The following is a 24,181-nucleotide window of genomic DNA, read 5'->3' on the forward strand; positions in this document are numbered from 1 at the left end:
TGTTTTTTCTATGTGATCATTTAATTGTTTTTATTTGTGATCTAGAAAGAGTGCGAACACTCTGTTCAAGAAATTGAATCGAGATGGGAAGTTAATTAATGGAATCGCTATAAGTTGCCTCCCCTTTAGGTATAGGCCTAGGTAATATCTTGTCATTTAAACAATTTTAAATTCTGCAAATGCAGAATAATTGAGGAATTTTTTATCTGCACTTTTGGGTGCTGATTAGTTTATTATATTCTTCTATTGAAGCATTAATAAAGCAAGGTGATATTGGATGGTAAAAAATCAAGTCGATAGACCTGCTACTAAAACGGATAATCGCGCTAAAGTAATGACAGTGGCCTGCAAACTGTTTGTTGCTAATGACTATGATAAAGTATCAATACGTGCGATTGCCACGCAGGAAAATTTAGATCCTGGTCTTATCCGCTCTTATTTTAAATCGAAATTAGGCCTGTTTAAGACGATGCTTAAGGAAACCTCTGCACCTTTGCTGGCGCAGTTTAATGCCGTTGATAGTCAGCTCAATAAGGCAACCCCGTATCTTGTCATGCAGACCTACTACCGGATAATGAGTCAAAATCCAGATTTTCCCAAATTAGTATACCGAATTGCTTCAATGCAGCCGACAAAGCTCAATCAAGAGTTAAAGAATATTCTTAAAGATATTTTACAACCGAAAAATTTAAATCTGTTTTCGCGTTTAAAAGATAACGGAATTTTAGACAACAATGTTGATCCTAAGTGTGCGTATTTATCTTTTTTCAGTATGATGATATTTCCTTTTTTGATCCCCGATTTATTTAAATCAGCCATGGATATTTCGATCACCCCTGAGTTTATGGAGCATCTTGCAGAGCAGAATAACCCACTTTTACACCAGGCAGAAAAAACACCAACAAGGACGATTTAAATGACCAGTAATAAAAAACGCTTTGTATTCCCGGGCATTATTTTAGGTGCCCTGGTATTATTTGCAGCTATCACTCTAAAACCATCCCCAGAATTACAAGAAAATCACGACAAAGCACGTTTAGTTGATGTCATGGTATTAAGCAAACAAAATAGCGCGCCACAGGTTATAGGCTATGGCCGGGTGGAGCCAAAGTATAGTTGGCAGGGAATTGCAGAAGTCGAGGGTAAAATAATTTATCGCCATCCAGATCTTGAAAGCGGTCGTCTTATTCCCAAAGGCACTCTGGTATTGAAAATTGATCCCCTCGAATACCAATTAAAAATGGCACAGGCCGAAGCTAATTTAAATTCATCTAAAGTGCAATTAGGCCGGATTGACCAGGAAGAGCAGAATATCAATGCCAGCCTTAATATTGAACAACAAAAACTAACTTTGACGGTTCAGAATTACCAACGACAATCATCACTTCAAGAAAAAAAGCTAATTTCCAATTCGAATCTGGCAAATGAAAAAAAATTATTATTGGCACAGCGCAGTTTAGTGCAGGAATTAAGCAGCAGACTTGAATTATTACCCGATGATAAAAACGTTATCAAAGCACAAATCAGCGTCAATCAAGCCTTATTAGCAGATACCCATCACCAGTTGGAAAAAACACGCTTTATCTTGCCTTTTAATGCTCGAATTGCCGACGTTAACATTGAACAAGCGCAAGCTGTGACTAAGGGTGCGGTATTGTTTGCAGCCTACCAACCGGACATTATGGAGGTCAAAGCTGAACTGTCACTGCAGGATGCGAACACGCTGCGGGATAGTATTCCAGACCCTTTCAATGATCAGTTAGCCTCCATTGAAAAATTAAATTTTAATGCAAGTATAGCGCTATTGATTGGAGAGAGCACTCAGTACTGGCCTGCACAATTGACCCGTATTGCTGAAAAAATAAATCCGGATCAGGCGACGCTCGGTTTTTATTTAGAAGTTAAACAGAATCTTAAAAAGTTAGATTTAAATAATCCTCCCCTTACTAAAGGTATGTTTGTCACCGCTAAAGTGCAGGGATTTTCATCACTGCATTTTATCGTGCCGGAAAAAGCATTACACGGTGATCATATTTATCTGATGGATAAGCACAATAAACTGCGCATAAAACCGGTTACTATCCTCTTTCGGAATGCACAGGGTGTTGCCATTTCCGGTGAAATAAATACGCTCGATAAGGTAATCTTAAATGATCTGATTCCGGCTGTTCCTGGAATGAGTCTAAAAACGGAAAAATCCGACCGTATTGATTCGAATACCGCCAAAATACCAAGGGAGAGTGTCAAGTGATCCGCTTTTTTGCGCGTCATCCAACCCTTGCAAACCTTATTATGCTCAGTTTTTTTGTATTAGGGTTAAGCAGCCTTAATTCCCTGAAACGGGAAACCTTTCCTGAATTTACGCCCCCTTATATTATTGCCACTGTTATTTATCCGGGTGCGTCGCCGGCAGAAGTTGAAGAAAGTATCTGCCTGCGGATGGAAGATGCCATTGACGGTTTAAGTAATATTGAAGAAACAATATGTGATGCTCAGGAAGGCAGTGCATCACTCAGGGTCAAGCTTGGCGGAGATATTGATATTGGCCGAAGTTTGGTGGATATTCAAACCGAAATTAATGCGATTCAAGATTTCCCAAGTCAGATTGAAGCCCCTACTGTTAAAGAATTAGATTGGTCGGAGCCAGTTATTGATATTGCCATTTCCGCCGATCTGAGTTTGCCCGACTTAAAAGCTTATGCCGAGAATGTTAAACATCGTCTAAAAGTTGATGCAGACGTCAGCCTGGTGACATTGACCGGATTCTCTGCCCACCAAATTCGCGTTGAATTGAACGAAACGGCTATGCGCCGTTTAAATCTGACGGTGACAGAAATAGCCAATAAAATAGGCCGTCAAAATATCAAGATGCCGGTAGGCACGATCGAACTGCCTGCTAAAAATTTATTAATTCGTTTTGATGAACGTAAATTAACACCGGCAAAAATAGGTGAAATCATTATTTCGTCTAACAGCGAAGGCGCTGTTGTACGCCTGAATGATGTCGCCACGATAACCGATCTTTTTGAACTTGAAGAGGCTTATACCCTTTTTAATGGCAAACCATCGGCCATGCTCAAGATTCAAAAAAACAAAGCCGATGATGCCCTGCGTATTAAAGCCAGAGTGCAGGCTTTTGTTGAACATGAACAATTAGTCGCACCCGAGGGGATCACGCTAACGCTGACCAACGATTTGTCATCTTTACTGCAGGATCGCCTTAGCATGTTATTAAGAAACGGCGCTCAAGGCATCGTATTAGTGTTTTTTTCAATGTGGTTATTTTTCTCATTTCGTTATTCTTTTTGGGTCTCGGCCGGATTACCCGTCGCTTTTATGGGCGGACTGTTTGTGATGAGTTTGTTTGGTATCTCTATTAATGTGATGACACTGGTCGGTTTATTAATGGCAATAGGCATTATGATGGATGATGCCATTGTTATCGCTGAATCCGTGGCCGCCCACGTAGAAAGAGGCTTTTCGGTCGATCAGGCGGTGATCAAAGGTGTCATAAAAGTAGCGCCCGGTGTTATTTCATCCTTCTTGACCACTATTTTTATCTTCGGCAGTCTGCTGTGGTTAGACGGGCAAATGGGGAAAGTACTCTCGGCAGTCCCTATGGTGCTGATCATCGTCTTAACAATCAGTTTGATTGAAGCCTTTTTGATCTTACCCAACCACCTGAGGCATTCCCTCAATGCCAGTATAAATGACCAACCGCCACTTAAATTTAAGCGCATATTCTTAGAAAAATTCGAACACTTTCGCATTCACTCTCTGGTTAAGATGGTGACCTTAGTAGTTAAGTGGCGCTACGCAAGCCTGGGCTTAACTTTTGGCGTGTTGCTAATATCGGTCGCGTTACTTGCCGGCGGGATAGTAAAATTTGTTCCCTTTCCGGCGTTAGATGGCGATATTGCGGAAGCACGTATTATTTTGCCACCCGGCTCAACTCTAGAGCAGACTCAAAAAACCGTTGAACATATTATCAGTGCGGCAAAATTAGTGGGCTCTCAGTATACGCAGGATAATAATGAACCCTCTCCATTAGTCCGGGATATCACCGCACAATATAATTTTAATGCCGATGCGGGTGAAAAAGGTCCGCATCTGGCAACGGTGCGCTTGGACTTGCTCTCGGCGGAAATTCGTCATTCCTTAATTGAAGCATTTATTGAAGACTGGCGTTTAAATAGCGCAGAACTGGCGGATCCTATTGCCATGGTATTTAAACAACCTGCCATGGGACCAGCCGGACGTGATATTGAAGTGCGGCTGCAGCATAATAATTTAACAATACTTAAAACAGCCTCGGTGGAACTGCAAACCTATTTACATCAATTTTCCGGGGTTAACAGCATTCTGGATGATATGCGTCCGGGTAAAGAAGAAATTTTAATTAAACTGAAAGACGGAGCGGAAAATTACGGGTTAGACGGTAAAACCGTTGCCGATCAGCTGCGGGCAGCTTATTTTGGGCAAACCGCAGATGAAATTCAGGCCGGAGCGGAAAACATTAAAATTCAAGTTCGCTTAAATAAAGATCAGGCGGCAAATATACAAGCATTGGGTAATTTCCCCATTATGCTCGCAGGCGGTAAACACATCCCCCTTAATGCGGTTGCAACCTTTGACTATGAACGTTCCTTTGTGAGAATTCAACGGATTGACAGCCAGCGGACGATCACCGTCATGGCAGACGTAAACAACAGCAAAGCCAATGCTTCAGAAATAATGAATAAAGTGCAGCGTGTATTTCTGCCTGAACTGCTGCTCAAATATCCGGGTTTAAGTATAAATCTGGAAGGTGCCAGCAAAGAGTCGGCTAAAACGGCGAATTCCTTTATAAAAGGTTTTTCTATTGGCCTATTTGGTTTATTTGCAATTTTAAGCTTTCAATTTAGAAGCTATCTGGAGCCCTTCGTTGTCATGTTGGCGATTCCCTTGGCATTAATTGGCGTTTTTTGGGGGCATTGGTTAACCGGGCATAACCTCTCAATGCCTTCTATTTTAGGCTTTGTTTCACTCGCCGGTATTGTGGTTAATGATTCAATTTTATTAGTGCAATATATCCGCCATCATGTTGATATTGGTGAAAATATTTATGAGTCCGTGGTGAAAGCCAGTCGCGACCGTTTCCGTGCTGTTTTTTTAACCTCTCTGACAACCGCCGCGGGTTTATTACCCCTGTTACTTGAAACCAGTTTACAGGCCCAGGTTGTTAAGCCTATTGTGATCTCGATTGTCTTTGGTATTTTTGCCTCTACGCTGCTGGTACTCTTTATTATTCCAAGTGCTTATGCGGTGCTTGCTGATTTTGGTTTAGTACACAAACATCAAGAATTTGAAGAAAAAATCATCGAAAAAAAGCAAAAATTCCTTGAGTAGCTTTTCCCGGCATAATATTTTGTTACCCAGATCGACAAAACAACGCAACCCGGGAAATTCTGAGATAGGTGGTGCTATGCTGTATTGAATTCACTTTTTTATAACGAGGGATCAATATGTTAAATGAAAACCATGCAATGATTATCGACTTTCCAGAGTTAACAAAAGACATTGTTCAGTTAACCCACCACGATCCGTTATTTAAGCAAAAATCACAGCAATATCACGAGCTGGATTATAAAATTCGCCAACTGGAAATAGCAGGGACACCAACGGATGATCAACATAGCAGGCAACTAAAACAACAGAGAGCGACATTAAAAGATTTATTGTATCTGCAATTAACATCACATCATAACAGTCATCAGTAATGCCGGTTTGCCTGAAGCTGTCTATTAAGATTTTTTGATTACCTGCATAAAGATCTGAGCATCAAAGTTTGATGCTTTTTTCTTTGTTCTGCTCCTATTTCTAGCTCATTATCTAATACCCACTCAAATAAACAGCCTGATCTTCGAGTCAATAAGATCCGCAAGTAGATATCTTATTTAGCTTGCTAATATCTTCTTCACTTGCGCCAGTGCACCGCGATGATCCTGATAATCTAGCGCAATGGGATGAAGATTCCCCTGATGCGACAAGACCATTGAAGGAAAGCCCTGAATAGGTAAGCGCCCTGCTAATGCTAACTGTTGCTTAAATTCATTTTCCAATTTTTCCGAGCTTAAATCCTCACTGAACTGTTTAATATTCAAGCCCAGTTCTTTCGCCAAAAAAAGATGTGTATCAATATTCGACGGATTCATCGCCCTTAAATAATACGCTTTTTGCAGGGCAATATTCATATCATGCTCAGCATTTTGCCAGCTCGCCGCTAATACGGCGCGGCAGGCAGGATAGGTTGAGCGTCTGGGGATATTTTCCGACCAGAAATTGTAGTTAAATTCAGTTCCGAGGAAATGGTTAATTTTCTGCCAATAACCACGAATAGCCTGCTGCTGTTCGCTGGGCATAGGCAGATCACTGTCGGGCGCCAGCCCCCCTAATACATATTGAACGGGTAATAACCTCGATAGATGCGCCTCTAATTTTTGCCATTCGGGCAAGTGTGCCCAGCACCAACTGCACATCGGATCATGCACATAATAGAAACAGCTTTTACTGCTAGTCATAACGGGATCTCCTTAAGGAAATAATGCAGTATATTAATACGGCATACGCATTAATAAAGAAGCTCAATCATAACTGAATAATCAAAATTCCCTTAACTACTTTATCTATCGTCCTTTTTTAAAGCTGAATTATGTAACCAGCAGTATTTGTTGGATTCGAAAAATGGCGTTACTGTTATTTTATCTTTACACATCCATCGCGTCTGACAGACGGAAGAAGCTCAAGATCAGTTTCATCAGCGACAGAGAATGAGCGGCGTATTTATCGCACCGGGTACCTTGCAATCCGGTAAAGAAACCATGTTGTACGGCTGCCACTATTGAGTCACTAGGAGCCTGACCGAGAATAGGCTTCTAGTAATAACCGTTCAGGACGAATTTCACTAGAGGCATTAGCACTCACAAAATCGCGGCGAATATCAGACAAAAACGTCGAGCAGTTAATAACATATACAAACTCATTGCTCCTGCATTGATTTACCATTAACACGGATAACACTGCCGTTGTTACCGTATACATCACTGGCCATTTCCATTAAAACAAAGGGTATTTTTTGATTTATGCGCTGTGCTTGCGCAACATTGATCGCTATATCCGGAGGAAAAATCTGGCCAACCGGCAGATCACCGGGCGCTATTTTCCCTTTTAAAATCTGTAAGCCGTACAAGCCGGCCTGATTAGCATTATTGACAAAACTTACCCCAAAGGACATTAAAGCACTGTCCGCTCTGTTACGAACCACATCGGGTACCGCGGAAATAACCGCTAAACTACCGGCATAGAGGTTAATTTCTTTCATTCTTGCCAGTAAACTTGAACTGCCGGTTAACCATAATATGCTGCTGCTTAATGTCGGATCGCCTTCTTTTAACGTCTTTATCGCCCTGTCCATCGACACGTCTAAGGCAAGCGATGGATCATCTCGATCGACAACAATGTCAATAATCTTCACCCCATTTTTTTCTGCAATTTTTTTCAGGGGCAGATACTGGGTAGCATAAGCACTTTGATTATTTTTCGCATAGAGCACGCCGATTTGTTTAAGCGATGGTTTAAAGCGCTGCATATATCTTAATGTCACCGAAGCCGGTAAATTAAGTGAGGTAAAAGCAAAATTATCCCCGGAACCATGGATATTATCGATCAGCCCTAATAAGACAGGATCTTTCGCATTCACTGAGACGACTGGAATTTTCCCGCCTGTATAAGACTTTCGCATTGCAACAGTGGCCGTTGAACCAATGCTGTAAATCAGATCAACTTTATTCTCTGCATCGGCAAGCATATTCATTAATGCTGCAACGTTATCGGCCCCGGGTTGACTCGGCAGTTTTCTAACCAGAATATGTGCCTGCGGCAATTCACGAGCGTATATTTCCAGTAATTTTTTTAGCGCAATATCATAGGATTTAGCCTGACGAGAGACGATCATTAATATTTTTGGTGCCGATTCTAGCGGCATAAATTCAACCCCCTGTGCCGTCGTTTTTATCTGCCAGTGGCTGTTTTGCTGCGGTTTTAAATCATCACCCAGCCAAACGGGCCACTGCTCAGCGGCGATTAGACTTGAGTTCCATAATAAAACAAGCATCAGTAATACTCTGATCATGCACATACTTCCTTAGTTGAATTTTTATCAAAAAATGCGAATAAAACACAGGCGAGAATAAAGAAAGCAGCCAATACAAACATCGCCTGCTCAGCACCAAACCAAATCAGCATCGATCCCCGACGTTTTTTCTGTGCTTGCATCGACGGTAATAGAACACTGAACAGTGTCATAAACAGACCGATCCAGGCAGCCAAAGTAAAGGTTCCCTGATCACCAAGATAATCAGCTAATAATGCACCGACAGCCACACCTGCAATAAAACCACCATTAAAGCAAAAAACAATAATACCGGCAGCCTGAATCTTATAATTTTGAGTGCTGAAACGCAGTATATAACCTTGAACAGCAATAAAAACAAGAGCTTGACCAATACCGGATATCAGTCGCGCAAATAATGTACTTATTAAACCTAAATCAGTACCCAGCAGCCGAGTGTCGAAAATAAAAGACCGATCAGCAGGACGCTGCGGATATTGTAAATTTCAATCAGTCGGGCGGCTGGCCGACAACAGGGTTAAAGAAAAACCGACAAAGTAGAGGCTAATCGTTTTTTTTCGGCAAAAAAGGCAACAATGCAAACATATAACCCATTACCCATTACCCATTACCCATTACCCATTACCCAATACCCAATACCCAATACCCAATCAACAACGATGCCAGATTTATGCCTTAAATAAGACAGGGTTGAGCCAAAATAAAATAGCAAAGCAACTAAGTGTTAGCCAAGCAACGATTAGCAGGGAATTTTTCGGTATACAGGTAAGCGTGGTTATCGTATTAAGCAAGCTCAAATATCATCAACCAAGCAACGATTAGCAGGGAATTTTTCGGTATACAGGTAAGCGTGGTTATCGTATTAAGCAAGCTCAAATATCATCAGCCAAGCAACGATTAGCAGGGAATTTTCCGGTAGACAGGTAAGCGTGGTTATCGTATTAAGCAAGCTCAAATATTTATGATGTTGCATTAAGACCAGTAAAAAATCACCGCTCTATTTCTTATCAATTACGTCATCAATTTGTTATTCGCGCCGGATATTGGTCGTTTTATTGCCCGTATTGGAGAACAACGGGCAATAACAATTGAATATATTGGACTTATTATCCTCTTTGTTGGTTACGCTTTTGTTGACCCCGCTAAACTTGCAGCCGCATTATATGTTACCAACCACCCGCGGTTATTATTCCTGCCCTGCTTGGTCTTTTATGGCTGCATTTGCCACCGCTCGTGTTTTCATCGTAACCGGTTTTTCCGCATACTCGCTGCTGCTGATTCCACTTTCACCCTCACCAGAGAATGAAGTTAATTGGCATTGGATGACAAAAAAAAGGAGTATAGTATTAGATAAAAAGTGCGACTGATTAACGCACAGTATAAATATTGACCAAAAAAAGCAGAATTATTGATGGTGAGAAATGAAAGCGAATAATTGCTGATGTAAATGGTAGAAATTTTAATTATCCCATGGTCATTAATACTTTTATTAATGATATTACGGGGTATAGTTCAGTTCATTCGAATGCTTTATCTTAGCCGCTAGTATTCGAATACTATAATAATAATGGAGAGCGTAATGGGTAAAGGTAAATATTTAAAATGGGAAGATTCTGAAGGTAACGTTTTTAGACCTGTTTCCCTTACCGGAAACGAATTACTCAACAATAGGACGCTCAATAAGAGTACGGCATTTACTTATCAAGAGCGTGAAGATTTTGATCTTAATGGTCTTTTACCACCACGCGTACAAACCTTTGAAGATCAACTGAAACGGGTTTACCAGGGATTTAGCAGTTCCTCTACGGATATTGAAAAGTACCAATATTTACGTGCCTTGCAAGATAGAAATGAAACATTATTTTATGCACTTATCTCACGTCACATTGAAGAGATGACGCCTATTATCTATACCCCGACGGTAGGTAAAGCCTGTCAAGAATTCAGCCATCGATTTCAGATAGCCAGAGGACTTTATTTAACAACGGATAATATTCATGATGTCGGCAGCATGGCACGAGAGTTTACAGGTAAAGATATCCAAATTATCGTTGTAACAGATAGTCAGGGCATTCTTGGCATTGGCGATCAAGGCGTTGGAGGAATGGGCATACCGATTGGTAAATTATCACTTTATACCTTAGGTGCGGGTATTCACCCGGATCATTGCATGCCAATCGCATTAGACATAGGGACAGATAATCAGGATTTACTTGCTGATCCTATGTATTTAGGGATTCCCAAAAAACGTTTAACAGGTGAACCTTATAAAGCGTTTATTAAAACCTTTGTTGAACAGGTGAAATTACATTTTCCAAAAGCCGTTTTGCAATGGGAAGATTTCAGTAAATCTAACGCCTTTGATAATTTATCTGATTACGAAGATGAATTGCCATCATTTAATGATGACGTACAAGGCACCGGCGCTGTTGTTCTGGCTGGAGTCATTGGTTCCACAAAAATGAAAGGTGAAACATTAGTCGATCAGATTTATGCTGTTTACGGCGCAGGAGCCGGTGGTGTTGGTGTTGCCGATCAAATTTTTGCGGGTTTACTTAAGGAAGGTCTAACCCACCAGGAGGCGCGCGATAGAATATTTATCCTCGACTCCCGCGGTGTGGTCTTTGCAGATAGAGAAGGTTTAGATGAATACAAAAAACGTTTTGCTAAACCTATTGAGTTAGCAAAAGATTGGCAACTGGCAGAAACCAATAAGGTCGGCCTTACGGAGTTAATCGATAATGTTCCCGTTACGGTTTTATTAGGCTGCAGTGGTGTGGGCGGTGCATTTAAAGAGCATCATATTAAGAAAATGTTAGATCATACCCCACGACCTATGATCTTCCCGCTTTCTAACCCGACCAGTTGTTGTGAAGCGGTGCCGGAAGATATTTATAAGTGGTCCGATGGCCAAGCTATTGTTGCAACGGGCAGTCCCTTTGATGATCTGCATTTTAAGGACAGTCTCTATCGCATCGGACAAGGAAATAACGTCTTTATTTTCCCCGGTGTCGGGCTCGCAGCAATCACAGCTGAAGTGAAAAAAATCACTAAGGATATGTTTACTACTGCATCTTTTGCATTAGCCGATTATGTGTCACAAGAAGATCTTGATGCAGGTTGCGTATTTCCAAAAATTAGTGAGCTGAGAGATGTTTCTCTCCATGTTGCTAAGGCAATACTTGAGCAAATTAAGCAAACGGATCCGGAGTGTCTCCTACGTGATAAAGATATCACTAAAGAACTTGCATTACGGATGTGGGAACCGGCATACCTGCCCTATCGCAGAGCTTAAAACCACCAGCCCTGTTATTTAACAGGGCTTTTTTTTAACGGCTAACCTATTATTTCGTCAAAACTCAACTCCTGGGTTACCAATAAACGCTTTATAACCCGCAACTTATACCAAACCCACTCATATTTAGGCACCGGAAAAACGCATCAAAGCAAGGCATTGATTGCAGTAACGAGTTGTTCTAATTACACAAAATTGTATGGAACGATTTTGAACAGCTTTAGCTGGCCACGAAGGGGGGAATAACAGGATGTTATTAATCAAATCAAGCACAAAGACTAAAACGACGTTTTATGTCTCGCTAGGATATGTTTTAACTCGCATAAATGAGCAGAAAATTAATGGATTTAGTATTCTCTCTGACTTAAAAAATCTTATCATAAAAAATACCGCAATCCTGTCTTTATAAACACAAATCGCTAATATGTAATCAACAACAGCTATTTTATCTACCTTATATTTATGTTATTTTTAACCTTTAAATTCAGTTGATTTATGGAGTATACGATGGTGCTAGTGGAAAGTTTTTTTGATCAGGAAACTAATACGGTCTCCTATGTAATTGCTGATTCGACAAGCAAAAAATGTGCTGTCATTGATAGCGTGATGGGATTTGACCTAAGCTCAGGCCGAACCAATACTGTGTCGGCTGATCTCATTATTGATTACCTAAACGTGCAGCAGTTTACCTTACAATGGATTTTGGAAACCCACATACATGCAGACCATATAAGCGCCGCCGCTTACATCCAAAGCCAACTTGGAGGAAAAATAGCAATTGGCGAACATGTCACCGAAGTACAGAAAATATTTACCAAATTGTTTAATGCTCCCGCCAGTTTTGCGAAAAACGGAGAACTATTTGATAAACTTATTCGCGATCAGGAATGTCTTAATATCGGTCAATTAAGTCTTCACGCAATACACACACCGGGCCACACCTCCGCCTGTATGAGTTACCTGATCGAAGACGCGCTGTTCGTAGGCGATACTTTATTTATGCCTGATTACGGCACAGCTAGAGCTGATTTTCCAGGTGGAAATGCACAGACGCTATACCGTTCTATTCAAAAACTATTAAAACTACCGGATCAAACCCGCGTTTTTACATGCCATGATTATAAAACCCCGGAGCGAGAAGAGTTCGCTTGGCAGAGCAGTATTGGGCAGCAGAGAATGAATGTGCACTTAGCCAATGGTGTTAGCGAAGCTGAATTTGTAGATTTTAGGAAACAACGAGACAAAAAATTATCTCTCCCCCGTTTGTTTCTTCCTTCCGTTCAAATCAACATGCGGGCCGGACGCTTTCCAGAACCCGCCTCTAATGGTATTTCATACCTGTTAACACCTGTTAACCAGCTTTAAGGTAATAAAGACTGTAAAGATGCTAAATTACTGAGCACAACGGATTATAAAGACATTTTTTATGCCTTAAAGCCGCTCATAATCAAAACCCAAATAAGGATATTATTTTAGTTTTCCCCAAGGATTACTAGGATCATATGCAGGCTCAGTTTTGTTTGTTTTACGATCAGTTCCGTGTTCTCGCTTATGAGACACTTTATCATGCTGCTGTGTTTTAGCCTTAAAGTTCGAGGCAGCCTTGGCCTGGGAAAGCTCTATTGATTCTACCGTCAGAATCATCGGATCACGTGCTACTATACCCGGTGCAAAACCGCGCTCACGAGGCGCTAATTCATACTCTTCCGAATCTGGTTTGGGCATGCGTTTAAAACGGTATAAATAAAACTCTTCTAATTTTGCTCTTGCCCACTCCGTCTTTCTAAGGAATTTGAGACTACCGTCAATGGAAGGGTTAGTTTTAAAACAATGAAAACGTAAAGCGGTAGATAGTATCTCCCAACCGTAAAACTCAACTAATTCAGTCAGTAGCACTTCTAATTTAAGGCCGTGTAACGGGTTGTTCTGTTGTTCTTTGATCATGGGTGTTCCTAATAGGACTGTATTTTAAGGCAGTTATTATACGTCTTAGTGGCTCACAATCACTAACAAAAAACAAATGCATAGAAAAGTAGCCTGGAATGCAGTTAAGCATTAAACGAGTGTAAAAATAGTGCGTTAGCTTATGGTATTATAATCCACACTGTTTTTTATTTTATGCTTGGCTTTTTGTTTATAAAGCAGGCGCTATTTTCCCACTGACCGATGAGTTCATTTTGCAGTGGGTTCAGGAGAAATATGCCGTATCCAATATTGTATTCTTTACATCGCTGTCCTTATGCAATGCGCGCCAGAACGGCTATTTTATTGGCACAACAAACTGTTTTATTACGTGATATTGTGATGAAAAATAAACCTGTTGAGATGTTAAGCGCTTCAGTAAAAGGAACTGTACCTGTATTAATATCTGATCATCAATCTGTTATCGATGAAAGCTTGGATATTATGATTTGGGCATTAGATAAAAATGATCCTGATGACTTATTATACAAGAACCAACCGGAGGCTTTATCGGAAATGCTTAACTTGATAAGCAGAAACGATAATGAGTTTGTAAATAACCTGAAAAAATATAAAGTGACAGCCCGCTACCATGACATTGAGGAACAATTCTACCGCCAAAAATGTGAATTATTTATTGCAGAATTGGAACAACGTTTAACTGCACAAGCTTATATTATGGGCGAAAAACCAAGCTTAGCTGATATTGCTATTCTACCCTTTATTCGCCAATTTTCGCGAACGGATCGCCAGTGGTACTTACAAGCGCCCTATCCAAATCTGCGACTGTGGCTTAAAACCCATATCCAAAGCCCGCTATTCAGCAAAATAATGACAAAATACCCGCAATGGTTAGATCACCGAGAGGAAATGTTATTTCCTTTAAAATAATAACTGGCGGAATATTTCGAAATGAAAATAATCACCCCTGCATAACGGGGATGTCCTTCGGCAAAAAGTACACTCAACTGTTCCCTATAAAGTAAAAAAGACAGTCGGTTTTGGCGATAAAGGGGTTGGTTGTCATCATAAAGACTTTAATGGGATGACGGCAGAATAGTTTGCCTTCTCGCATCTCAAAAAACTCATCGAGACGCTCATTTCCCAAGTGATCTATCGCCGTCAATTGAGCGAAACCATTCGGATTCAAATAACCGATAAACTCATCGCTGGTCAGCATGCCATAGTTAAACTTATAGGCTTGCTCTGGCAACGTTATTACAGCGTCATCATAGGGCGCTTCAGCATAGGCCACTTCACCCTGGTTTTTAGTTTCTAATCGAATCGGATTGTGAAAAATATTTATTGGGTATTGACCATTAACATCAGCCATTACCCGTTCGGCAGACAAATAACGGTGTAATCCTTCATGAGCAATGATTTGTGAGGATCGATCCTGTGCGCCACCACATTCGATGGTCACGGTGATCATATTTTCTTCACTTTGCTCCATTAATGCACCTAAGCGTAAATCAGTTACAATCAGATCATTGGTAAATAACGAGGTAATGGCAATGTGGTTTGCATCTTCGGTAATGGCAACCCCGAATGACGGGCCAGATCCGGAAGTATTATGAATATCAATCAGGCATTCTGGCTTAACCTCTTTTAATAAGTCTAAAATGGCTTTCGCTATTTGTCCCTGCTGATCATAATAAGGGGCTCTAAAGCAGCGATTTAAATCACGTTTACCGGCCAGCATTCGCTGAGAAAAAAGGGGGTTAGTGGAAGCGGCTTGTACCGATCCAATAATAAATAAGGTATCAAACCTTGGTGTTGTTTTAGCTTTCAAATAATCAAAAACAGCTTGTATCCCCGACGGCTCATTACCATGCAGTAAGGTGCATACTGCACGCGTTTTACTTGAGTCTTCACCGGTCAGAAAAATGGCGGTGGCTTTTTGCAAATAATGTAAAAAGCTTGCAACCGATGCGCCAAAATCATCCGGATTCGGGTTCTCCAAATAGTTTAAATATAAAGCCTGCGATATTAAGTTACTCAAATTTTTTCACTCCATTCATGGACAGCTTTACCCGTTTGGTATTGTTTATAATAAAGCTCAACTAATTGTGCTAAGGCTGTTTGTCTATCTTCGCTTTGAATAAGTTTATCGAACACATTAATTTGCCATTGTGCCCCATTCATTCGGCTTTCGAGTCCAGCGTTAATAATCTCCATTTGCTGTTTTATCTCAGTTTCCTCAATGCCCAATTGAGATAGGCCATCTTCCGCAAACGGAAGTAAATCATTGAGTATGCTGATTACAGGGCGTTCCTGCAGTTTTCCGGTTCTCAAATTCGGCCAAAATAAACAAGCATTTAAACCGTGTTTTGCTGCACGATAAAAATTTTTTTCGGCATAATAAAAAGGAATAGCTGGCAATGTTTTTATTAAGTGCCCTTGTAAACCACGTATTAAACCACTCATCAGCGCAGCACTTGCAAGCATATTTGCGGGGCTAGGTCCGGCAGGAAGTGCACGTAACTCAATGCGTAAATGCCCATTATCAAGCGGATCATAGACAGGACGGTTCCAATTCCAAATACTGCCCACGTGTAATCTTAATTCGCTCAATGAAGGCGCTTGCCCCGCCCTTAGCTGTGCAAAGGGATTTTCCTGAGAACAAACCGGAAAAATGGGGTCAAACAGGTAAACAGCTTCGGCAAACAGATCGTAAACATCGCTACGAAGCCACCCAAAACCATAAAATACACGCGCAGGGAAATGCTTATCTATAGCGTATTGAGTACGACAATCCGTTGCCTGTTTAAACAACGCAATGCGCGTTTCATGCCAAAGTTTTCGGCCTAAAAAGAAGGGGGAGTTAGCTGAGAGAGCGAGCACCAAAGGAATTGTTAGCTGGGCGGCGTTATAGGCATCGGCAAAATCACTCGGATTAACACGGTAGTGAAACTGAAAAGAAGTTGCCGCACCTTCTGCCGTAATATCCGGCCAATGGAGATCTAAAACATCTTCACCGCGAATGTGCAGATGAAAATCTGAACCGCGTTTACGCCTCAAGGTTTTTGCCAGAATATGGTAGCGAGGTAACTCGGTTAATGCGTTAAGCCCGAGATCCTTAGCTTGCAGGGTGGGTAAAATACCGATCGGCAATATTCTGGCCTGCATTTGTTTTGCGGAATAGGTCAGACTGTTAAGCAGTTCAATCATCTGTTTTTTTATTGTTGTGAAGGGGGATTTATTCTGCATCACTGGCATAAAATTATATTCAAGATTAAAGCGGTTTAACTCCAAGGTTAACTGCTTATCATTAACTAAATCAAGCAGGGCTAAATTGATTGGTTTTGCAGCACTTTGCGCATCGATAATATAAAGCTCTAACTCGGCACCAAAAGAAGGAGCACCCCGCCCAAATTCCGGTTGCGCTAAGAGTGTTTTTAATGCCTTTAGGCTTTCATTCAAGCGTTTCCGGTATTGCTCAAAGTCCCGCGCCGTAAACTGGGTTTGCTGTATATCTTTTCCCAAATGAGGATCCTCAGGAGGCCGTAGGTGAGAATTTAATAGTGGTGGATACTATGACTAAGAATAGTCTTTTTTGAAGAGGATGCATGTCATTCAGATTGAATCTGCAGTATAAAATTTAATTTTCAGATCGCGCATTAAATACAATTAATTTTGGGCAATCGAAGAATAAAAAGATTGCTGCGGTCTTTATCGGTGAAGATACATTTTTCGTAAAACATAATCATGGAATAACAACTGGTATCACGGAGAGTCAAGCGTGACGGGCTAATCTGCGCTGGTCAACAAATTAACCCTGAAATTGGAGTGAGATGAACCTGTAATGGACAACTTTTTTGGCTAAAAAATATTAAGGTATCCTTTAGCGGCGGCTGCTCAGTTATTTACGAATGCCTCCCGTGGTGAGCGCAATAGGATCCAAAATTTCAATTAATTGCTCACGACTGATCTCGGTTTCCTCCTCTGCCACGTCAATAATATTTCGGCCGCTCTGATAAGCCTTTTTGGCAATTTCAGCGGCTTTCGCATAACCAATAATAGGGTTAAGGGCGGTCACTAAGATAGGATTTCGGGCCAACGACTGCTGCAGTTTATCCGTTTTGACAATAAAACCTGCGATCGCTTTATCGCCCAGCAAGCTCGCTGAATTCGCCAGTATCTCCACACTTTCCAGCAGATTATAAGCAATCACAGGTAACATAACGTTAAGCTCAAAATTACCCGATTGCCCCGCAATAGTGATGGTCGCATCATTACCTATGACCTGTGCAGAGACCATTGCGACCGCTTCAGGTATAACCGGATTTACCTTACCCGGCATGATTGATGAGCCCGGCTGCAATGCTTCAAGCTCAATTTCCCCGATACCGCTTAACGGGCCCGAGTTCATCCAACGTAAATCATTGGCTATTTTCATTAAACTCACCGCAACCACTTTTAATTGCCCGGATAATGCCACAGCCACATCTTGACCGGCTAAACTTGCAAAAAAATTATCACTCGGCTCAAATTTAAGCCCGGTATCTTTCGTTAACGCAGCGCAAAAAGTTTGCGCAAAGTCGGGATGGGTATTGATGCCTGTTCCCACGGCTGTGCCACCTAGGGCTAAACGATGTAAGCGATTGCGCACCGATTCCAGTCCTGCTATTCCTTGCTCAATTTGCCCCGCCCAACCGGATAGTTCCTGACCCATGCTGACGGGCATAGCATCCATCAAGTGAGTACGCCCGGTTTTAATATGTTCGCTTACACTAACGGATTTATTTAGAATGGTTTTATGCAGGTGCTTTAAGGCAGGTAAAAGGTGATTACTGAGTGCAATAGCGGCACTAATATGGATAGTACTTGGAATAACATCGTTGCTGCTTTGTCCCATATTAACGTGATCATTGGCGTCAATGGCATTGCCCGCAAGTGTTGCGATCACCTCATTCATATTCATATTGGTACTGGTACCGGAGCCGGTTTGAAATACATCAACAGGAAACTGATTCGAGTGTTTGCCCGAGGCAATCAAGTTTGCGCTGTGGATAATACCATCGGCTCTCTTCTGGTCGAGCAAGCCTAATTCTAAATTAGCCTGTGCAGCAGATTTTTTGAGTAAAGCCAATGCCTGAATAAAGCGTTTTGGAAGGGTTAGGCCACTGATCGGGAAGTTGTTTATTGCTCGTTGGGTTTGTGCGCCATAAAGTGCGTCCTCAGGAACATCAATATTCCCCAGACTGTCGCTTTCATTTCTAAAACTGCTCATAGTGCCGTCCTTTATTTGAATATAACAAGTTGTTAAAAAATGTTTAAATCGGTGCATACTCTATTATGGTTTATTGCTCGGTTATCCCACTCATAACGTGCATTTTATTTATAAAGAGAACGAATCAACACCAGCCTCATCAAATGAGTTTAATGATCCCAATAATTAAACCAGAATAAAAAAGCGGGTGATCACAATCTTTTTTCTATTTTCTAGCATACTGGTCTATTCTTTTATAAATCAATGAATAAGGGATCAGAAGATAGATCATAAACCATGCTCTGTTTGAATTTTTATTTGTCTCACTTTAAAACCTAGCTGCACAAGCTAAAACGATGTTATTCATCAGATAGGATTTCATTAACTTAGAACTGATGAAATTTAAAGTGCTATGTGTCATGTTTTAAAGGTGAACTATAGTGCTAAACGAATAGTAACGAATATAATACCAAAAGAACTAAAATGGGGATCAGTCTAGCTTGTTAAAATAAACTCTAACTGCATTGTGAATTTTATTCAGAATAACCTTCGAATGCAACCCACCCTTGTTAGGGTTGATTTTTCTGTGCAGTACTTGATCACTTGATTAATTTCTTTGGTAAAACCTGCTGTCCATAGGAGAATAGTATGCCGTTAAGTCCAACTAATAAAGAGCACAACCATGAATATGCGCGCACCATAGAAAGCAATAAAGTTGAAATTTTTGCCCCTTTCCATTGGTTATCACTGGGCGCAAAAGATTTTATCGCCGCACCGTTAATTAGCCTTGTTTATGGCGTGATTTTCAGTTTAATACCGGTTGTTATTATGTATCTTTACCGTGAAACAGATAACCATCTTATCAATATAAGCATGACTATTACCTTTACCTTGATTGCTCCAGTCTTTGCCGCGGCACTCTATGATATTTCTTGGGAGTTAGAAAAAGGTCATAAACCCTCTTTTTCTCATAGTGTTAAGTCGATGTTTCGTAATCCCGTTGGCGCATGGGCATTTGCCGTTATTATACTGCTTATTATGACGGCCTGGCTGCGCATTGCGGTGCTCGTTTATGCGCTTTATCCCGCTTCACTTAATCCGACATTTGAAGAATTATTGGCTTTTTTAAGCTTGGGTACTGTCTTAGGCGCAGTCATCTTAGTCGCCGTTCTGGTTCTTTCAGCCTTTACGCCACAAATTTTACTGGAACGTAAAGTTGATATTATGACGGCAATATTTACATCAACCAGAGCAGTAATAAATAATTTTTATGCCATGTTAGTGTGGGGATTAATACTGATTATTTTTGTGTTTCTGGGATTTTTAACCTCTGCGGTAGGTTTTATCGTGATTATGCCGATTCTTGCTTTTTCCAGTTGGCATGCTTATATTGCGGTTATCAAAACGAAAAAGAAACGCATCTATGAATGACCATTAATTGCCGATCATTCTTACGGTTCACTTTCTCTGCCGTTAAATCATTAAGCTAATGTTGAAGGAGGATCACTCACGGGGTTTCTCCCTCAACATGCTTTCAGCGAATAAAGTCAGGACCTATTGAAGGCATTGTAAATTGTTATTACGCACAGCAAGTGACTTAAAATAAGTTATCCTATTATCGCTTTTTACGAATTTTTGCGGCGGAGGTATAACCTGTAGGCGGTAATCGCCAATGCCTTTATCCAGCGCTCGTTCGGCACTGACCGGTGTCACTATCACTACCTTTAAATCAGCTTCTCTACGCAGAATGCCAGCCGCAATCCCAAGGCCATTTTCAACATGGAAGTTACCGGCAATGTGCATAACCTGTTTGTCAGGATGCACTCCTAAATAGCGTACGATACTTTCCGCCATTGTCTCATCCCAGGCCATTTGCGCTGCAAATTGTTGGTTATTTTGTATTTCATTACCATGATGCATTGAGGCCAGAAATAGATTTTTATATGCAGAGGGTTTTGTGAAAATACGCTCGGCTAGCCAAATCCTCTGTTTTGCAGGTAGTCTATTAATATAATCAAGCCCCTCTCTTCCGATACAACTGACAATGTTATTAGGTGCATTGCTGGCAATAAGATCAAGTTTATTCAATTTAGCGAATTCAACGAGAGGACGGTAATCACTTTCGTAATTCGGCCACGCGTTAGCTTGCATTATCAAGGTTGTTTCTCCAATTTCCCCCGCAAGATATTGATTCACAACTTCTTGGCTGTCGCGCGAAAATTGCTCCATAGAGAGTGTTACATTAGGATTCTGAAAAAATAGTGCTTTCAGTAGATCCGTCTCAAAACGATGAATAGCACTGTGAGTATGCCACTCGCCGATCAACACCACGTCCGCATTTTTTACCTGATGCGACAAATCCTGAAGGGTAATAGTTTTCTTGTCTGGCGAGACTATCCGATAGTCAAAATAGGTAGTGATAGCTGTCGGCTGAGTGGAAAGTGAAGATTTTTGTGCCATAAAAGAAGCACAGCCGGATAACATTATTAATAAGCCTAAATTGATACAGCATCTTATGTAAGTGTGGAAATAAAAAATAAGTGACCTCCTGATAACCGTCCGGCAAGTTTACCGCCGGCATTTTTAAAATTGTAAAACCGGCATTTTATCAATAAATAGCGTCTTGAATAAAGGCAGTGATTATATCTGCTATCAGATAAGCGTAAAAAAGCTTTTATTTATCCTTTGGAGGGAAATTACTGAGCATTAATTCAATTTGAACAGTAATAAATTCCGCACGTTTAACCGTTCCCATTGTCTCAAGCAACGGGCTTTGAGAAATAGAACGCCATACGATTGATTGGCTGGTTGGATTCAAGAATTCGATGACTAACTTACCGTAGTGACGTTCGCGGTAACGAATAGGACTTCTCATGCCGATACTACCTCCACCGCTAAAGATTCCAACCCCTATCTGACTGCCATATGATTCAAGTTCAGTCGCGCTGTCTATATGATAATTAACCAATAAATCAGCTTGCTCCTTGGTTGTTTGACGGATCCCTTTTTCGCCTAGTGAGGTAATTAATGCATGTTCTATTCGCGGACTGTCTATACTAACGAGCCCATCTTTGGGGGTGGCAACAAATGCAAAATGTTGATACTGCGAAAAATCATGGTCTATCACGTAATCAGTTGCAGGTTTTACGCTGCAAGCTAACACAGATAAACTGAGTAAAACCAATATAATAATACGTGACATAAAGACTCCAAGGGTAAATTCAACAATATTTTTTAACAGTAAGCTGTTAACTCGTCACCTGCCCTTGTACTATTATCGATAAAAAAAACAATAAAGAGCGGCCTATTATTTTAAATGATTTAAATGACTGATTGCATCTTTAAGCTGTTCATTCAACTCAGGATGGATCAACAGTTGCTTTTTAACATCAAAATTGTCAAAAAAACTGGGTATTGATAAGCTCGCTTTAACCCGTCCGTTAAAATAGGGAGCGGCCTGCACCGCGGTTGCTAAGACGCTTGCCCCGCCTCTGGCACCCGGTGAGGTGGACAACAAAACCATGGGTTTATTTTGGAAAATTTTCGGCTCTATGCGCGAGCACCAGTCAAATAAGTTTTTATAAGCCGTTGTGTAGGAACCATTATGCTCGGCAAAAGAGATGACAATCCCATCACAGGCTGACAACTTATTTAAAAATGCTTTTGCGATTTCAGGGTGTCCTATTTCTTCTTCTTTATCTTGGCTATATAAGGGCAGCTCATAATCATTTAAATCTAAGATTTCAACCTGATGATTTTTTAAAAAACCACTGGCATATTTCACAATTTGATAGTTAATAGATTTCTTGTGGTTAGTTGCAGCAAATCCAATAATTTTCATGTGTATTTTCCTAACATATTCAATTGATAAACAAGTTATAACAGGTCCCTCTAAAGACACCAGTGTTAGATACAAATAAGTATATGCAACTATCCTATTTTTTCTATTTTCAGGCAAAGAAACCAACAAAAACATTGCCGACTAAGCAGCATGCATGGCTAAATATATAAAGATAATATTCCTGATTAGGTTAACGAAAGCAAGCGTTGCAGTTAGTCAGTTTTTATTGCGCTGCCCGGACTGTTTTCTTCAACTTCTGTATTATCAACAACATCAAGCCGTTCTCGTTTCTTTTTTATACTCGCGATCAGTTGCGGCCTATTTTCATCCAGCGTGTTTTTTAGGGTACTTTCTAAATTTTTTATACCGTCCATTAAGTTGTTTTTTTCATCTTCTATCTGTGCGGCCTGCTCTGCTTTATCAAAAACAATGCCTTCCGCATCGACAATCTTTTTATCCGCCGCTGCGTGTACAAAGGTTGGAATAATCTTCTTATCATCATCCATTTTACGTTGATTCATAAGAGCAGGCGACATTATTTCTATGCCTTCACTGTGTAAGGTTTCCAGAACACTTCGGAATAGATTTGATCGGGCGGTAAGCAGTCCTTTGACCTCGATCAGTAACCCTGAAATTCGGTAAGTGATCGAAAAATTGCCAAGTTCAATAATATAAACAAAGGGGCTATCAAGTCCACTTTCCTCTGCCGCTTTGATAAGTAAAGGTTCAATCTGTAAATGGTGAAGATCGTATCCTAATGACAAGGTCGCTGACACAAGAGTGCCTGACTTACGAATGGTAGAGACCGGGTTGTTAACCAGATATGTATTAGGTAAAGCGATAAATTCCCGTTTTTCCGATTGAATTTCCGTGTCGAATAAACCACGCTCGGCCACGCGACCAAAAAAATCACCTACGCGTATAAAATCGCTTGTTTGGAAAGGTTTTGTTATGCGCAGCAAAACCCCGGACATTAAGTTTGAGATAACATTGGTTGATGAGAACGCAATAATGCCCGACAGGAGAATACCAATTAGCCCCATTATCTGGTTACGAGCACTTTCGTTTACAGGTAAGGTAATAATACCAAAAGAACTAAAAAGGTGATCACCCTTGCTGGTTAAAATCATCCCTAACTGCGTTGAGAGTTTTATTCAGAACATCCTGTTCTTCACCACTTTGTGGTCAGCTAAAGCTGTTCAAAATCGTTCCAGACGATTTTTGTGAAGTGAGAATAATGATCGAATGCAACTCACGCCTTATTAGTGCTGATTTTTCCTTCGCAATCATTGATCACTTCATTAATTTTTTTGGTATAACAACAGCTAACACCGAGATAATAGTCAGCACCAACATTAAAATCTGGATGGGAAATTTTCGTTCATTACCCAATTCGGGATGCCGCGCAAGAAAAAACCAATGGCATCCCGCTATGATCAGCACAGCTAAAACAAAGATGCCCAAGGAAGGCAGAGACGCAAAAAAAACATTAACGACTTGATCGGACAACTGCATATATTCCCTCAATTTATTGCCTGTTATTTAAAAGAAAAAACACCCTGTTTTAGTCTAAATACAGGTAAATTGTAGTTGATAAAGACAGCATTAACATGGCTATTACCCCGACAGAAAAAGAACTACCAGACAAACTTTTTTAGCGTTCATTATTATAAAAAATTAAAAAATATTGCACTATGCTTT

At 40.7% G+C, this 24,181-nt stretch carries 19 protein-coding genes and 2 pseudogenes; 10 read left to right on the plus strand and 11 right to left on the minus strand.

Annotation, left to right across the window (positions count from 1 at the left end; genetic code table 11):
• The first annotated feature begins 277 nt into the window (after nt 1–277).
• The 4 genes from CXF72_RS00935 (at nt 278) to CXF72_RS00950 (ending at nt 5,759) form a co-directional block, all read left to right on the plus strand.
• Entirely contained in the window at nt 278–916 is a 639-nt protein-coding gene (locus CXF72_RS00935) for a TetR/AcrR family transcriptional regulator (protein WP_101036121.1), read from the plus strand.
• Nucleotides 917–2,251: an efflux RND transporter periplasmic adaptor subunit gene (locus CXF72_RS00940; protein ID WP_101036122.1), complete on the plus strand. Its 1,335-nt coding sequence runs from the start codon at nt 917–919 to the stop codon at nt 2,249–2,251.
• A complete protein-coding gene (locus CXF72_RS00945; RefSeq protein ID WP_101036123.1) occupies nt 2,248–5,388 on the plus strand; it encodes an efflux RND transporter permease subunit in 3,141 nt (1,046 codons plus the stop codon). The genes CXF72_RS00940 and CXF72_RS00945 overlap by 4 nt, the downstream gene beginning before the upstream one ends.
• Before the next feature lie 116 nt (nt 5,389–5,504).
• Entirely contained in the window at nt 5,505–5,759 is a 255-nt protein-coding gene (locus tag CXF72_RS00950; RefSeq protein WP_101036124.1) for a YdcH family protein, read from the plus strand.
• Nucleotides 5,760–5,936: 177 nt separating this feature from the next.
• Here CXF72_RS00950 and CXF72_RS00955 read toward each other — a convergent pair whose 3' ends face one another.
• The 3 genes from CXF72_RS00955 to CXF72_RS19700 all read right to left on the minus strand — a co-directional run bounded on the left by CXF72_RS00955 (nt 5,937) and on the right by CXF72_RS19700 (nt 8,421).
• Nucleotides 5,937–6,560: a DsbA family protein gene (locus tag CXF72_RS00955; protein ID WP_101036125.1), complete on the minus strand. Its 624-nt coding sequence runs from the start codon at nt 6,558–6,560 to the stop codon at nt 5,937–5,939.
• 458 nt (nt 6,561–7,018) lie between these two features.
• Nucleotides 7,019–8,170 (minus strand): ABC transporter substrate binding protein, encoded by a 1,152-nt coding sequence (locus CXF72_RS00960; protein WP_101036126.1) that lies wholly within the window; start codon nt 8,168–8,170, stop codon nt 7,019–7,021.
• The gene (locus tag CXF72_RS19700) at nt 8,167–8,421 is read right to left on the minus strand and encodes a hypothetical protein (RefSeq protein ID WP_332870217.1); all 255 of its coding nucleotides are present in this window, start codon (nt 8,419–8,421) and stop codon (nt 8,167–8,169) included. The genes CXF72_RS00960 and CXF72_RS19700 overlap by 4 nt, the downstream gene beginning before the upstream one ends.
• Nucleotides 8,422–8,812: 391 nt before the next feature.
• Here CXF72_RS19700 and CXF72_RS00970 point away from each other — a divergent pair.
• From CXF72_RS00970 to CXF72_RS00985, 4 genes and pseudogenes are all read left to right on the plus strand, one after another.
• A pseudogene (locus CXF72_RS00970) lies at nt 8,813–8,994 on the plus strand (IS30 family transposase); the annotation flags it as partial.
• 161 nt (nt 8,995–9,155) lie between these two features.
• Nucleotides 9,156–9,537 (plus strand): annotated as a pseudogene (locus CXF72_RS19705) (MFS transporter); the annotation flags it as partial.
• 212 nt (nt 9,538–9,749) lie between these two features.
• Nucleotides 9,750–11,465: an NAD-dependent malic enzyme gene (locus CXF72_RS00980; protein ID WP_101036128.1), complete on the plus strand. Its 1,716-nt coding sequence runs from the start codon at nt 9,750–9,752 to the stop codon at nt 11,463–11,465.
• A gap of 507 nt (nt 11,466–11,972) precedes the next feature.
• Complete coding sequence (locus tag CXF72_RS00985) at nt 11,973–12,830, plus strand: MBL fold metallo-hydrolase (RefSeq protein WP_101036129.1); 858 nt, start codon at nt 11,973–11,975, stop codon at nt 12,828–12,830.
• Nucleotides 12,831–12,932: 102 nt separating this feature from the next.
• Here CXF72_RS00985 and CXF72_RS00990 read toward each other — a convergent pair whose 3' ends face one another.
• A complete protein-coding gene (locus CXF72_RS00990) occupies nt 12,933–13,409 on the minus strand; it encodes a VF530 family DNA-binding protein (protein WP_101036130.1) in 477 nt (158 codons plus the stop codon).
• Nucleotides 13,410–13,664: 255 nt separating this feature from the next.
• Between CXF72_RS00990 and CXF72_RS00995 the strand changes: the two genes are divergently transcribed.
• Nucleotides 13,665–14,318: a glutathione S-transferase gene (locus CXF72_RS00995; RefSeq protein WP_101036131.1), complete on the plus strand. Its 654-nt coding sequence runs from the start codon at nt 13,665–13,667 to the stop codon at nt 14,316–14,318.
• Nucleotides 14,319–14,391: 73 nt separating this feature from the next.
• On the opposite strand, the gene CXF72_RS01000 is transcribed toward CXF72_RS00995, so the two are convergent.
• The 3 genes from CXF72_RS01000 to CXF72_RS01010 form a co-directional block, all read right to left on the minus strand.
• Complete coding sequence (locus tag CXF72_RS01000; protein WP_101036132.1) at nt 14,392–15,429, minus strand: succinylglutamate desuccinylase/aspartoacylase domain-containing protein; 1,038 nt, start codon at nt 15,427–15,429, stop codon at nt 14,392–14,394.
• On the minus strand, nt 15,426–16,913 hold the full coding sequence (locus CXF72_RS01005; protein WP_101036133.1) for a glutamate-cysteine ligase family protein: 1,488 nt from the start codon (nt 16,911–16,913) through the stop codon (nt 15,426–15,428). The genes CXF72_RS01000 and CXF72_RS01005 overlap by 4 nt, the downstream gene beginning before the upstream one ends.
• Before the next feature lie 376 nt (nt 16,914–17,289).
• Nucleotides 17,290–18,660 (minus strand): class II fumarate hydratase, encoded by a 1,371-nt coding sequence (locus CXF72_RS01010; protein WP_101036134.1) that lies wholly within the window; start codon nt 18,658–18,660, stop codon nt 17,290–17,292.
• A 627-nt stretch (nt 18,661–19,287) separates the two neighbouring features.
• On the opposite strand from CXF72_RS01010, the gene CXF72_RS01015 reads away from it, so the two are divergent.
• Nucleotides 19,288–20,070: a DUF2189 domain-containing protein gene (locus CXF72_RS01015; RefSeq protein WP_101036135.1), complete on the plus strand. Its 783-nt coding sequence runs from the start codon at nt 19,288–19,290 to the stop codon at nt 20,068–20,070.
• Nucleotides 20,071–20,193: 123 nt separating this feature from the next.
• On the opposite strand, the gene CXF72_RS01020 is transcribed toward CXF72_RS01015, so the two are convergent.
• The 4 genes from CXF72_RS01020 to CXF72_RS01035 all read right to left on the minus strand — a co-directional run bounded on the left by CXF72_RS01020 (nt 20,194) and on the right by CXF72_RS01035 (nt 23,610).
• The gene (locus tag CXF72_RS01020; protein ID WP_232784840.1) at nt 20,194–21,099 is read right to left on the minus strand and encodes a ChaN family lipoprotein; all 906 of its coding nucleotides are present in this window, start codon (nt 21,097–21,099) and stop codon (nt 20,194–20,196) included.
• A gap of 214 nt (nt 21,100–21,313) precedes the next feature.
• Complete coding sequence (locus tag CXF72_RS01025) at nt 21,314–21,841, minus strand: DUF4136 domain-containing protein (protein ID WP_101036137.1); 528 nt, start codon at nt 21,839–21,841, stop codon at nt 21,314–21,316.
• 105 nt (nt 21,842–21,946) lie between these two features.
• Nucleotides 21,947–22,480 carry an NADPH-dependent FMN reductase gene (locus tag CXF72_RS01030; RefSeq protein ID WP_101036138.1) on the minus strand — a complete coding sequence of 178 codons (534 nt, stop codon included), beginning with the start codon at nt 22,478–22,480 and terminating at the stop codon, nt 21,947–21,949.
• Nucleotides 22,481–22,692: 212 nt separating this feature from the next.
• Nucleotides 22,693–23,610, minus strand: a complete 918-nt coding sequence (locus CXF72_RS01035; protein WP_232784841.1) for a mechanosensitive ion channel family protein — start codon at nt 23,608–23,610, stop codon at nt 22,693–22,695.
• Nucleotides 23,611–24,181 lie beyond the last annotated feature (571 nt).

This window comes from Psychromonas sp. MB-3u-54 (assembly GCF_002836415.1).
In the GTDB taxonomy this organism is placed as follows: domain Bacteria; phylum Pseudomonadota; class Gammaproteobacteria; order Enterobacterales; family Psychromonadaceae; genus Psychromonas.